The 12649-nt window shown below is 72.7% G+C and carries 13 protein-coding genes; 4 read left to right on the forward strand and 9 right to left on the reverse strand.

Translation table 11 applies throughout. From position 1 onward, the window contains the following. A partial coding sequence (locus AB0I76_RS11865) for a GDSL-type esterase/lipase family protein (protein ID WP_357033633.1) occupies window positions 1–542 on the reverse strand: 542 nt, incomplete at its 3' end. Between the two features lie 61 nt (window positions 543–603). Further along, window positions 604–1656, reverse strand: coding sequence for an SGNH/GDSL hydrolase family protein (locus AB0I76_RS11870; protein ID WP_357033635.1), 1053 nt, complete (start codon window positions 1654–1656; stop codon window positions 604–606). Window positions 1657–1807: 151 nt separating this feature from the next. Here AB0I76_RS11870 and AB0I76_RS11875 point away from each other — a divergent pair, with 151 nt between their 5' ends. Then, window positions 1808–2164: a YkvA family protein gene (locus tag AB0I76_RS11875; protein ID WP_357033656.1), complete on the forward strand. Its 357-nt coding sequence runs from the start codon at window positions 1808–1810 to the stop codon at window positions 2162–2164. A gap of 76 nt (window positions 2165–2240) precedes the next feature. Continuing rightward, window positions 2241–3611, forward strand: coding sequence for a cystathionine beta-synthase (locus AB0I76_RS11880; protein WP_357033637.1), 1371 nt, complete (start codon window positions 2241–2243; stop codon window positions 3609–3611). Between the two features lie 43 nt (window positions 3612–3654). Here AB0I76_RS11880 and AB0I76_RS11885 read toward each other — a convergent pair whose 3' ends face one another. The 7 genes from AB0I76_RS11885 to msrA all read right to left on the reverse strand — a co-directional run bounded on the left by AB0I76_RS11885 (window position 3655) and on the right by msrA (window position 11783). Further along, the gene (locus AB0I76_RS11885; protein ID WP_357033639.1) at window positions 3655–3960 is read right to left on the reverse strand and encodes a PDZ domain-containing protein; all 306 of its coding nucleotides are present in this window, start codon (window positions 3958–3960) and stop codon (window positions 3655–3657) included. Between the two features lie 399 nt (window positions 3961–4359). Then, window positions 4360–4869, reverse strand: a complete 510-nt coding sequence (locus AB0I76_RS11890) for a GNAT family N-acetyltransferase (RefSeq protein WP_357033641.1) — start codon at window positions 4867–4869, stop codon at window positions 4360–4362. Next, window positions 4866–5795, reverse strand: a complete 930-nt coding sequence (locus tag AB0I76_RS11895) for a ribonuclease Z (protein WP_357033643.1) — start codon at window positions 5793–5795, stop codon at window positions 4866–4868. The genes AB0I76_RS11890 and AB0I76_RS11895 overlap by 4 nt, the downstream gene beginning before the upstream one ends. 321 nt (window positions 5796–6116) lie before the next feature. Beyond that, on the reverse strand, window positions 6117–7310 hold the full coding sequence (locus AB0I76_RS11900; RefSeq protein ID WP_357033645.1) for an osmoprotectant NAGGN system M42 family peptidase: 1194 nt from the start codon (window positions 7308–7310) through the stop codon (window positions 6117–6119). After that, window positions 7307–9133 (reverse strand): N-acetylglutaminylglutamine synthetase, encoded by a 1827-nt coding sequence (gene ngg, locus AB0I76_RS11905; RefSeq protein WP_357033647.1) that lies wholly within the window; start codon window positions 9131–9133, stop codon window positions 7307–7309. The genes AB0I76_RS11900 and ngg overlap by 4 nt, the downstream gene beginning before the upstream one ends. A 2-nt stretch (window positions 9134–9135) precedes the next feature. Then, a complete protein-coding gene (locus AB0I76_RS11910; RefSeq protein ID WP_357033649.1) occupies window positions 9136–10920 on the reverse strand; it encodes an N-acetylglutaminylglutamine amidotransferase in 1785 nt (594 codons plus the stop codon). A 200-nt stretch (window positions 10921–11120) separates the two neighbouring features. After that, on the reverse strand, window positions 11121–11783 hold the full coding sequence (gene msrA / locus AB0I76_RS11915; RefSeq protein ID WP_357033651.1) for a peptide-methionine (S)-S-oxide reductase MsrA: 663 nt from the start codon (window positions 11781–11783) through the stop codon (window positions 11121–11123). Between the two features lie 128 nt (window positions 11784–11911). Between msrA and AB0I76_RS11920 the strand changes: the two genes are divergently transcribed. After that, a complete protein-coding gene (locus AB0I76_RS11920; protein WP_357033652.1) occupies window positions 11912–12262 on the forward strand; it encodes a DUF5753 domain-containing protein in 351 nt (116 codons plus the stop codon). Beyond that, the gene (locus AB0I76_RS11925) at window positions 12253–12441 is read left to right on the forward strand and encodes a DUF397 domain-containing protein (RefSeq protein WP_357033654.1); all 189 of its coding nucleotides are present in this window, start codon (window positions 12253–12255) and stop codon (window positions 12439–12441) included. Before AB0I76_RS11920 ends, AB0I76_RS11925 begins: the two co-directional genes overlap by 10 nt. Window positions 12442–12649: the final 208 nt, after the last annotated feature.

The raw sequence follows: 12649 nt of genomic DNA on the forward strand, positions 1-12649 counted from the left end.
CCGAGGTCCGGGCAGGTGCCGACGACGACCTCGACCCGCGCCTCGCGCAGTCGGTGCACGGCCGCCCCGAGGTACGCGGCGGCGTCGGCGGGCCGGCGCAGGGTGGTCGCGTCGTTGGCGCCGATGAGGATCACCGCCACGTCGGGTCGCTCGCCGAGCAGGGCACGGGCCACCTGGGTGGCCAGGTCGGTCGAGCGGGAGCCGGAGACACCGACGCTGGACAGGTGCACCTGCCGGCCGGTGGGGCCTTCGGCGAGGAGGTTGGCGAGCTGACCGCCGATGGTGTCGTCGAGCCGGTCGACGCCGACGCCGAGGGCCGACGAGTCACCGAGCAGCACCAGCCGCAGCGGGGGCGCTCCGGCACGGCCGACGGTGGCCCGTAGGGCCAGGCCCAGCTCGGGCTGGGCGTACCGGCGGTGGCGGGCGACGAAGGCCTGGCCGGCCAGAACGGCCGCGCCGCCGATCGTGCCGGCGACCAGGGAGAGCGCCGCGGTCCGGCCGAGCCGGCCCGCGAGCGTCGAGGGGGAGAGGTGCTCGCTCATGCCGCGGCCTCCGTGTGGTCGGCGCCGGCGGTGAGGGCGCCGTCGCAGATGGTTGGCTCGCTCATGCCAGTCCCTCCACTGTCGGTGAGTCGGTGGCCGGACCGGACGGGGCGACGGCGCCGACACCGAAGAACGCCCGGCGACGCAGCTGCGCCCACCGGCCGCCGGGACCGCGGTCGCGGCCCCGGACCTGGACGCCGCTGACCTCCGTGCCCGCGTGCCGGGCCGCCTCCTGTGCGGCCTCCGGCAGTGACCGTACGCCTTCGTCCCGGGCCGGCGCGGCCCGCCGTTCCTGCGCTGCCCCGAGGGCGGACAGCACGGTCGGCAGGAGCGCGGCGGCGGCCACGGCGTAGCCCTCCGCCGAGGGGTGGAACCGGTCCCAGGCGAACATCCGGGTGGGCTCTGCGGCGAAGCGGGGCCCGAGGAGGTCGCCCAGGGAGACCGTCCAGCCGCCGGCCTCGACGACGGCCACCGTCTGGGCGGCGGCGAGCTGCCGGCTCCAGCGCCGGGCCAGCCACCGCAGCGGCGGTTGGATCGGACGGATCGCGCCCAGGTCGGGGCAGGTGCCGACGACCACCTCGCAGCCGACGGCACGCAGCCTCCGGACCGCGTCGACCTGGTAGCGCACGGCGAGTGTGTGCGGGGTGCGGTTGGTGATGTCGTTGCCGCCGATGAGGATCACCGCGATGTCGGGCTGGCACTCCAGTGCGGCGTCCACCTGGTGGCGCAGCACGGCGGAGATGGCGCCGACCACGGCGAACCGGTGCAGGCGGACCGGCCGTTGCAGCCGTCGGGACAGGCCGGTGGCGAGCAGCGCGCCGGGCGTCTCCCGGCGTCGGTGCACGCCGTAACCGGCGGCCGAGGAGTCACCGAGCACCACCATCGTGATGGCCGGGCCGGGGAGCCTCGCGCCGTACAGCCCGTCGCAGCGCGGCGGCGGGGCCTCGGCCATCGGGATGGTGCGGCGGGCCTGGCGGGCCTGGCCGATGAGGACGCCGCCGGTCGCGACGGCGGCCGCCGCGGTCGCGCCCGTGCCGATCGCCGCGACCCGGGCGATCTGTCGGACGCGCTGCCAGCGCGGACCACCTCCGACGAGGGAACCAGCGACCTCCATGAACCGACATTATCGCGCCGGCACGACACGCCGCTGTCGTCGTCACGGGGCCCGGGTGCCTGGAAGACGACGCTTCTGGGTACCTCTGTCCCAGGTGACGGCGGGCTTGCGCGGACCCGCCACGCTGACGGACGGAGAGGGGCTGGACACCATGGGGAAGACACTGCAACGCAGCGCGGCGCTCACCGCGCTCGCGCGGGCGCTGATGGCCGGGGCACGGGGAGGCCCGTCGCTGGGGAAGCGGCTGGCGGCGCTGCCGCGGATGGTCCGGGCCACGGCCCGGGGGGAGTACGACGGCGGGCTGCGGCTGGCGCTGATGACGGCCGCCGCGGCGTACGTCGTCTCGCCGGTCGACCTGCTCCCGGAGCTGCCGCTGGGGCTGTTCGGGCTGGCCGACGACGCGGTCATGGTCACCTGGCTGGCCGGCAGCGTGCTGTCGGAGACCGAACGGTTCCTGGAGTGGGAGGCGCGTCGCAGCTCCGTCGTCCCGGGGCAGGTGATCGGCTGACGGCACGTAGGCTGGGCGGCGAGTATTCGTCTGCCCGGCCGCCTCCGGCGGCGCCGGAGGAGAAGGGCACAACCACGTGCAGTACTACGACAACGTCGTCGAGATGATCGGCAACACCCCGCTGGTACGGCTGCGTAGCGTCACCGAGGGCATCCAGGCGACCGTGCTGGCGAAGGTGGAGTACCTCAACCCGGGTGGTTCGGTGAAGGACCGGATCGCGCTGCGGATGGTGGAGGACGCCGAGGCTGCGGGGATCCTGAAGCCCGGCGGCACCATCGTCGAGCCGACCAGCGGCAACACCGGGGTCGGGCTGGCGCTGGTGGCGCAGCTCAAGGGCTACAAGTGCGTGTTCGTCTGCCCGGACAAGGTCAGCCAGGACAAGCAGGACGTGCTGCGCGCGTACGGCGCCGAGGTCGTGGTCTGCCCGACCGCCGTGGCGCCGGAGGACCCGCGCTCCTACTACAACGTCTCCGACCGGCTGGCCCGCGAGATCCCCGGCGCGTGGAAGCCCGACCAGTACAGCAACCCGGCCAACCCGCGCTCGCACTACGAGACGACCGGCCCGGAGCTGTGGCAGCAGACCGGTGGCCAGATCACCCACTTCGTGGCGGGCGTCGGCACGGGCGGCACGATCTCCGGCATCGGCCGCTACCTGAAGGAGGCGTCCGAGGGTCGGGTCACGGTCGTCGGCGCCGACCCCGAGGGCTCCGTCTACTCCGGCGGCACCGGACGCCCGTACCTCGTCGAGGGCGTCGGCGAGGACTTCTGGCCGACGACGTACGACCGGGGTGTCGCCGACGACATCATCGAGGTCTCCGACAAGGCGTCGTTCGAGATGACCCGGCGGCTGGCCCGCGAGGAGGGCCTGCTGGTCGGTGGTTCCTGCGGCATGGCCGTGGTGGCGGCGCTGGAGGTGGCCCGCAAGGCCGGCCCGGAGGACGTGGTCGTGGTGCTCCTGCCGGACTCCGGCAAGGGGTACCTGTCGAAGATCTTCAACGACAAGTGGATGGCCCGGTACGGCTTCCTCGACGACTCGGGCACCGAGCCGACCGTGGCCGACGCGCTCGCCAGCAAGCCGGGCGGCCTGCCCGAGCTGGTCCACGTGCACCCGACCGAGACGGTCCGCGACGCGATCGACTACATGCGCGAGTACGGCGTCTCCCAGCTCCCGGTGCTGAAGGCCGAGCCGCCGGTGGTGACCGGCGAGGTCGCCGGCTCGATCGCGGAGAGGGACCTGCTCGACGCACTGTTCACCGGGCAGGCGCACCTGCACGACACGATCGAGCGCCACATGGGCGACCCGCTGCCGATGATCGGTGGGGGCCAGCCGGTGAGCGAGGCGGTGGCGATGCTGGAGAAGTCCGACGCCGCCCTGGTGCTGGTCGACGGCAAGCCGAAGGGCGTGCTGACCCGACAGGACCTGCTCGCCCACCTCGGCGCCCGCTGAGACGTGAGAGGGGCCCCTGTACGCAGGGGCCCCTCTCAACGGCTCACCGGGACAGCTCCGTGGGCACAGCGACCGCGTCGACCAGCGCGCCCTTGCGGAGGACGGTGACGGGAAGGCGGGCGCCGATGGCGTCACCGAGCATCAGCCGCTGCAGGCCCTGGCCGTCGCTGACCGGCCGGCCGCCGGCCGAGAGGATGACGTCGCCCAGCTCGACCGCCGGCACGGTGGCTCCCTCGACCCGCAGCACCGCGAGGTCGGAGAGCGGGTCGGCGCCGACCACCCGGAACCGGGTCTCAGTGCCGTCGGATCGGTGTCCATGCCCGGGGAACGCCACCGGATCGACACCCATGCCCCGATCTGCTCAGAGCGAACGTCGCCCGGTCACCGGGCCGCCATCGCCGGTTGCCACGGATGCCGACCGACAATCACCGTGAGTGAGAGCGGCAGTCAACACCGTGCGTGACTGCTGGCCGCCGGGGCGATGTCATCCACCCGACCACTTTGCTCTGCACCCTCATGCGCGCCGGGTCCTGGCCTGCGGCTTAGGCAAGGAGGGGCCGCTCGTCGCGGGAGCAGGTCGCTTACCTTGGGTTACTGGCGCGTCTGGGGGTGCAGAGCAAAGTGGCGCAGTGGGAGAGGTGGGGACGGTCGTTGCGTTGCGGAGGGTGACGATCGCGCTGAGTGGCGCACCGGACGCGGCGGGCGGGGCGATGGGTCGGGTGGCGGGGCGATGGGGCGTACCCGTGGGTCACAGGTCGCGGGCGTAGCGAAGCTGTGGCGTAGGGCTGGAGCCGATCCAGTCCTCGCGTACCACGCCGGTGGGCGCCCAGCCGCCGCGCTCGTAGAAGCGGCGGGCGTGCGCGTTGTCCCGGAGCACCCAGAGCACCGCGCGTCGCCACGACCGCGTCCGCATCGTGGCCAGGGCGTCGACCATCAGCGCGCGGCCCACCCCGCGTCCCCGCTCCGCCGGGTCCAGGTGGATGGCGTGCAGCATCCCGGTCGACGGGTCCCCCTCGTCGTCCGGGCCGACGTAGCTGAAGCCGGCCAGCACGCCGTCCCGCTCGGCCACGGTCAGCGCGTGGTCGTCACGCTCCCAGCCCCACCGTTCCGTCCACCAGAGGCCCATCATCTCCGGCGACGGGTCGGACAGCGCCTCCGGCGGCAGGAAGGCCGAGTAGGCGGCGACCCGGGAGCGATGGTGCAGCGCGCCCACCGCCATCAGATCGGCCGGAACACCGGGACGCAGCGTGACGGTCACCCGGCCGAGGCTACCCGGCGGGGCGGCACCGGCACCGTGATCAGGTCCTCGGCGATGACCAGATCGCCGTCGAAGTGTTCGCGAGCCTCGTCGACGAAGCGGCTCGTGTCCCCGTACCGCTGGGAGAAGTGGGTGAGCACGAGCTGGCGTACGCCCGACTCGGTCGCCACCCGCGCGGCCTGCGCCGCGGTGAGGTGGCCGACCTCGGCGGCGAGCGCGGCCTCGGAGTCGAGGAAGGTCGACTCGATGACGAGCATGTCGGCGTGCTCGGCGAGGGCGTACACCCCGTCGCAGAGGCCGGTGTCCATCACGAAGGCGAACCGCTGCCCCGGCCGGGGAACGCTCACCTCGTCCCGGGTGACGCGACGCCCGCCGACGTCGAGGTGGCCGACGCGGAGCAGCTCCCCGACCGCCGGACCCGCGATGCCGTACGCGGACAGTTTCTCCGGCAGCATCCGGCAACCGTCCGGCTCGACGAGCCGGTATCCGTATGTGTCGATGGGGTGCCGCAGCCGACGGGCCTCCAGCGTGCCGGACCGCAGCGGGATCCGTTGCCCGTCGGTCTCGATCGGCTGCACGGCCAGCTCGGCGGTCTCGTAGAAGGAGCTGGCGTGCCGCAGCCGGGCGAAGTACTGGGCGCCCTCGGCGGGGAAGTGCACCGCCACCGTGTGCGGCACCCGGTCCAGCGAGAGGCGCTGGATGGTCCCGGGCAGGCCGAGGCAGTGGTCGCCGTGGAAGTGCGTGACGCAGATCCGGGTCAGGTCGGTGGCGGTGACCGTGGTGTGCAGCAGTTGCCGCTGGCTGCCCTCGCCCGGGTCGAAGAGGATCACCTCGTCGTCCCAGCGCAGCACGTACCCGTTGTGGTTGCGCCGGCGGGTCGGCGCCTGACTGGCCGTCCCCAGCACCACCAGCTCGCGCATCGCCACGGTGACCTCCGGCCGCGCATATGAAGCGACCCCCGGGGCTTCCGCGCTCGCGCGCGGGCCGACTGGACTGGGTCGGCACCCCGGGGGTCGGGTGGCTGTCGTGGTTTCGCCGCACCGCTGCCACACGGTCTCGACGATCGTGCATGCCCGCCTCGCGGCGGACGAGTTCTCACTGTCGAGGACAGCGGCTAGCGGACAGCCACCTCACGAGTCCGATTGCTATACAAGTCTGGACCACCTCCTTTCCCGTGTACCGCCACGCTATCCACTCCCCGGCGGCTCCGGCAACGGATTTCGATCACAGGCCCGGCGGGAACACCGTCAGGAGGCGACGGCGATACCGATCGGGCCCTCACGCGGCCCGTCCTCGTTTGCCGGTTGGACCGCCAGCGACGGGAAGTCGGCCAGGTCGCCCTCCGGCTCGGCGTCCCACTCGGGGAACACCAGGTCGCTCTGGAGGTAGAGGCAGAGCAGTTGGGTGAGGTGCCGCAGCCCGTCGAGGTGGGTGCGCTCGTGTCCGTGGGTGGCGTCCACGCCGAAGCCGAGCAACGCCACCCGGGCGTGCGCGCCCGCCTCGACCGCCGCCGCCACGTCGGAGCGGTAGTACTCGAAGACGTCCCGGACCAGGTCCACCCCGTGCTCGCGGGCGATCGAGGCGAGGTTGCGGGTCAGGTGGTAGTCGAACGGGCCGACGCCGTCGCCCATCGCCAGGGTGGCCGCGTTCTCCCGGGACTGCTGGCCGGGGGCGGCGACCGCCGCGTCCACCGAGACGATCTCCGCGACGTCCGGGTCGAGGCCGTGGGACGCCCCGTGGCCGATCTCCTCGGTGACGGTCACCAGCAGATGCGCGGTGACCGCCGGGGTGACGCCCGCGTCGACCATCGCCTTGAACGCGGTCAGCACCGCCGCCACGCCGGCCTTGTCGTCCAGGTGCCGCGACTTGACGTACCCGCTCGGGGTGATCTGCGGGTTGGGCAGGAACGCGACGAAGTCGCCGGCGTCGATCCCCAGCGCCCGCAGGCCGGCGATGTCCTCCACCGGCTCGTCCACCCGGACCTCGACGTGCTGCCAGCCGACGCCCTGGACGTCGACGTCCTCGTTGTAGCGGTGCCCGCTGGCCTTGAGCGGGAGCACCTGGCCGGTGATCACCCGCTCCAGGTCGTCGGTGAAGATCCGTACGTGGGCGCCCTCGGCGAACCGGGCGCTGTGCGTACCGATGGTCTTCAGCTCCAACCGACCGTTCTCCTTGAGCCGCTTGACCATGCCGCCGATCGTGTCGGTGTGCACCACGATGGCCCGGTCGGCACCGGTGGACCGGGGGCCGGTCAGGCAGGCGCTGAGCGCCCCGCGCCGGGTGAGCGTGGAGGAGATCCCGAGCGCCGAGAGGCGTTCGCCCACGTACTGCTGCACGTGGTCGGTACGCCCCGACGGGCTCGGGATCTCCAGCAGCTCCACCAGCACCTGGCGCAGGTAGTCCATGTCGAGCGGGAGCGGGGCGGGCTTGCGTACGGTCATGCCCCTGAGCTTGCCGCACCCGCGGGGGACCACAGACGCTGAGGTGCCCGCGTGCCCGGGAAGAGCAGGTCGACGAAGCGCTCGGCGGTCGGCTGCGGCTCGTGGTTGGCCAGGCCGGGCCGCTCGTTCGCCTCGATGAACACGTGCTCGGGCCGGCCCGGGGCGGGCACCAGCAGGTCCAGCCCGGTGACCGGGATGTCCAGGGCCCGGCTCGCCGTCACGCACGCCTCGGCGATAACCGGGTGCAGCTCCGCGGTGACGTCGTGGATCGTGCCGCCGGTGTGCAGGTTCGCGGTCCGGCGTACGACGAGGATCTCGCCCTCGGGCAGCACGTCATCCATCCCGTACCCGGCCTCGGCGACCACCTCGCGGGTCATGTCGTCGACCGGGATCCGCGACTCGCCGCCGGTGGCGGCGGCGCGGCGACGGCTCTGCCGGTCGATCAGCTCGGCGACGTCGTGCACCCCGTCGCCGGTGATGGCGGCCGGCCGGCGGACCGCCGCGGCCACCACCTCGTGGTCGATGACGACGACCCGCAGGTCCTCGCCGGAGCACAGCTCCTCCAGCAGCACCTCCGGGCAGAACCGGGCGGCCAGCTCCACGGCGGCGGTCAGCGCCTCGGGCGTCCGCACACCCACCGTGATGCCGTTGCCCTGCTCGCCCCGGGCCGGCTTGACCACCAGCGCGCCGACCTCGGCGAGGAACGCCGCGTCGGCCCCGTCGCCGGTCGCGGTCCGGCCGCGCGGCACGCGCAGCCCCGCCTCGGCGAGGATCCGGCGGGTGACCCGCTTGTCGTCGCACCGGCTCATCGCCACCGCCGAGGTGAGCTCGGACAGCGACTCGCGGGTGAGGACGGTCCGGCCGCCGACGGTGAGCCGCAACTCGCCCCAGGCGGGGTCGGTCACGTCCACCCGGATGCCGCGCCGCATCGCCTCGTCCGCGACGATCTTCGCGTACGGGTTGAGCCGGTCGTACCCCTCCGGCATGGCGGGCAGGAACAGCCGCTCGTTGATCGGGTTCTTCCGCTTCACGCACAGTGTGGACGTCCGGTAGAAGCCGAGCCGCTCGTAGAGCCGGATCGCCCCGGCGTTCTCCGCCAGCACGGACAGGTCCACGAACGCACGGCCGCGCTCGACCAGCCGGGCCGCCAGCGCGGTGATCAGCGCCTGGCCGGTGCCGGGCGGAGCGGCGTTGAAGTCGACGGTGAGACACCAGAGGCTGGCCCCGCTGTCCGGGTCGTCGAAGACGGCGACGTGGTCGACGCCCGTGATGGTGCCGACGATCTCGCCGGTGACGTTCTCCGCGACCAGGTGCAGGAACCGGTCGGTGCCGGCGTTGTCGACCAGCACCTCGACCGGCGCGGTGACCATGCCGTTCGCCGCGTAGATGCGGTTGACGGCGTCCGCGTCGGCGGCGTCCCGCAGCGCACGGATCGTCAGGCCGGGGATCGCGCCGTCGTCCGGCAGCTCGTGGTCCAGCGGCAGCCGGTACGTCAGCGACGGGTCGATGAACAACTCGTCGGGCAGCCGGGACACCAGCACGTGGGGATCACGCAGGTAGATGCAGATGTCCCGGGAGCCGGCGGCCTCCGAGCGCAGCACGTCGGCGACGGCGGCCTGATCGGCGAAGGTCTGGCCGAAGACCAGGCGGCCCCAGCCGCAGTCCAGCACCACGCCGGCGGCGCCGCCGTCCGACCCGGTGTCGGTGGCCGGTCCGGTGGTCGCCGCCACCGGGTCGCCGCCCGGGCCGACCCGCTCGTAGCGGCGGGTCCGGCCGCGTACCTGGTCCGCCCGGGCCACCCCGGTCGCGAGGGTCTCGGTCACGGTCAGTCGATTCCGTGGCTCTGGAGCCACATTTCCAGGAGTCCGAGTTGCCACAGCTTGTTTCCGTTCAACGGGGTCAGTTCGGCGTTCGGGTCGGCGACGAGCGCGTCCACGTACCCGGTGCGGAACAGGTCGCGACGGCGGGCCTCGGGCGCGGAGAGCGCATCCCGGACCCGGTCGAGGAGCTTGCCCTCCAGGTGGGTGAGGCCGGGGACCGGGAAGTAGCCCTTGGGTCGGTCGATCACCTCGTGCGGCAGCACGCGGCGCCCGATCTCCTTGAGCACACCCTTGCCGCCCTGGGCCAGCTTCAGCTCCGGCGGGCAGCTCGCGGCGAGCTCCACGAACTCGTGGTCGAGGAACGGCACCCGTGCCTCCAGCCCGTGCGCCATGGTCATGTTGTCCACCCGCTTGACCGGGTCGTCGGTCAGCATGACCTGCGTGTCGATGCGCAGGCCCGCGTCCACGGCGGTCTCCGCGCCGGCCCGCGCGAGGTGCGCGGCCACGAACTCCCGCGCCGGGTCGCCGTCGGCCAGCCAGGCCGGGTTGAGCACCTGCGCCAGTCCGGCCGCGTCGCGGTCGAAGAAGGCCCGGGCGTACGTGTCGAGGGCTTCCTCGCGACCGATGCGCGCCAGCGGCGGGTACCAGTGGTAACCGCCCAGGATCTCGTCCGCGCCCTGCCCCGACTGCACCACCTTGACGTGCCGCGCCACCTCCTGGCTGAGCAGGTAGAAGGCCACGCAGTCGTGGCTGACCATCGGCTCGCTCATGGCCGCGACGGCGGCCTCCAGCGGCGGCACGAGGTCGCCGGTGGGCACCTTGATCTGGTGGTGGTCGGTGTCGAAGGTCTTCGCGACCAGGTCGGAGTAGCGGAACTCGTCGCCCTCCCGGCCGCCGACGGAGTCGAAGCCGATCGAGAAGGTGGAGAGGCCGCGCTGTCCCTCTTCGGCGAGCAGGGCCACGACGAGGCTGGAGTCCAGGCCACCGGAGAGCAGGACGCCGACCGGCACGTCGGCGACCATCCGTCGGCGTACGGCGGTGGTCAGCGACTCCAGCAGGGCGTCCTGCCAGTCCTTCTCCGACCAGCCGGCCCGCCCGGCGTCCCGAGTGAAGGACGGGTCCCAGTAGACCCGCTCGGAGGTCGAACCGTCCGGCTCGTACACCCGAACGGTCGCCGGGGGCAGCTTGGTGACGCCGCGCAGGATGGTCCGGGGCGGCGGCACGATGCTGTGGAAGCTCAGGTAGTGGGCGAGCGCGACCGGGTCGATGGAGGTGTCGATCCCGCCGGCCGCGAGCAGTGCGGGCAGGGTGCTGGCGAAGCGCACCACGCCCGGCGTCTCGGCCACGTACAGCGGCTTGATGCCGAGGCGGTCCCGGGCCAGCACCAGGCGGCCGGTGTCCCGCTCGCTGATCGCCACGGCGAACATGCCGATCAGGTGGTCGACGAAGTCGAGGCCCCACTCGGCGTACGCCTTGACGACGACCTCGCTGTCTCCGGAGGAGAAGAAGCGGTGGCCCCTGGCCTGGAGTTCCGCGCGCAGCTCGCGGTAGTTGTAGATGCACCCGTTGAAGACACCGGTGAGGCCGGCGCCCGCGTCCACCAGCGGCTGCCCGCTCGCGGCGGAGAGGTCGATGATCTTGAGGCGGCGGTGCCCGAGGGCTGTCGCCCCCTGGGCCCACACCCCGCTGTCGTCCGGTCCCCGGTCACTCATCGTGGCCGCCATGCGCTCCACCGCCGCTACGTCGGCGCGTGAGCCGTCACGGCGAAACTCTCCCGCAAGTCCGCACATGGCAGGCAATGGTGCCAGAGGATGTTGCGATTCGCCTGTTGAGATGATGACGATTGCGTGACGTCGTTGCTAGGATGCGCACCTCTCGCTCACGGTGCGTGATCTGCGCCGGGCTTACGGCCCCGGCGTGACCGGTGCCCGAATCGACCCGGGCCTGCGGTGTGACAAACACCGCAGGCCCGGCAACGCGTCGCACGTGGTCAGCCGGCGGTGCGGGCCACGCCGACCGGGCAGCTCAGCCCGTTCGGGCCGTGGTTGCAGTACCCGTTCGGGTTCTTCGTCGGCGCCAGGTACTGCTGGTGGTAGTCCTCGGCGAAGTAGTACTCCCCGAGCCGGTCGATCTCCGTGGTGATCTCACCCTTGCCGGCCCGCGCCACGATCGGCGCGAACGCGTCCCGGGACGCCTGCGCGGTGGCGAGCTGCTCGTCGGTGGTCACGTAGATCGTCGACCGGTACTGGGTGCCCACGTCGTTGCCCTGGCGCATGCCCTGGGTCGGGTCGTGGTTCTCCCAGAAGACCTTGAGCAGGTCCTCGTAGCTGATCGCCTTCGGGTCGTACACGACCTGGACCACCTCGGCGTGCCCGGTCCGACCCGAGCAGACCTCGTCGTACGTCGGGTTCTCGGTGTAGCCGCCCGCGTAGCCGGCGGAGGTGGTGACGACGCCCGGCAGGGCCCAGAACAGGCGCTCGGCACCCCAGAAACAACCCATCCCGAAGACGGCCACCTGCGCGCCCTCCGGGAACGGACCCTTCAGCGGGGTGCCCAGCACCTCGTGCCGGTCGGCGATCGGCATCGCGATCGGACGGCCCGGGATCGCCTGGTCCGGGGTGATCATGTCGGCCTTCATGCGGCGCAGGAACACGATGGGACTCCTTTCGTACGCTTCGCAGCGTGCAACGCCGCCGGGCCCCGCTTCCTTACCCGTCGTCTCCACACTCAGGCGCGCGTGCGGATGGCGGGTTCGCCGACGGTGTAGTTGTTCGCCGGGGAATGGTCGCCGTCATCGACGAGTACGTGCTGCGCCGGCCGGTCGGCGGTGGCCACGTGATGCGGGAGCAGCTCCGCCACCTGGCGGAGATGAGCGGCCGGCACCACATCCACCTGCACGTGGTGCCGGCCGCCGTCGGCTCCTACCCCGGTCTGAACGGCGCGTTCGTCGTCGCCACCACCCCGGACGGCGACGACGTGGCCTATCTGGACAACCAACTCCAGGGGCACGTGGTCCCGCACGGCCCGGACGTACTATCACTGGTGCGGACCTGGGAGTCGGTGCGCGCCGAGGCGTTGTCCGCCCGGCAGAGCGCCGAGCTGATCGAGGAGGCGGCACAGGCATGGACCTGACCGGGGCGGTGTGGGTGAAGAGCACGCGCAGCAGCGGGAACTCCGGCGACTGCGTGGAGGTGGCGCGCAACCTGCCCGGTGTCGTCGCCGTACGGGACAGCAAGGACCGGCAGGGGCCGGCGCTGACCTTCCCGCCGGCCGCCTGGTGCGCCTTCGTCGCCGCGCCGCCCGCCCGCTGACGGGTGTCCCTCCCGTCCGCCCTGCCGGCGGTCACCCCCGTCCGCCCGGACACCGACGAGGCGCTGGCGCGGTCGCTGCTCGCGGTGCAGCACGCCGCGTACGCCGTCGAGGCCTGTTCTCCAGGCCCCGCAGGCCGACGAAGGCGTTGCGGCGTTCGACCGTGATGCCCTCGGAGTCGCCCTCGACCACGAACGCGGTGATCCCGCC

The organism is Micromonospora sp. NPDC049799, from assembly GCF_040656655.1.
Classification (GTDB): domain Bacteria; phylum Actinomycetota; class Actinomycetes; order Mycobacteriales; family Micromonosporaceae; genus Micromonospora.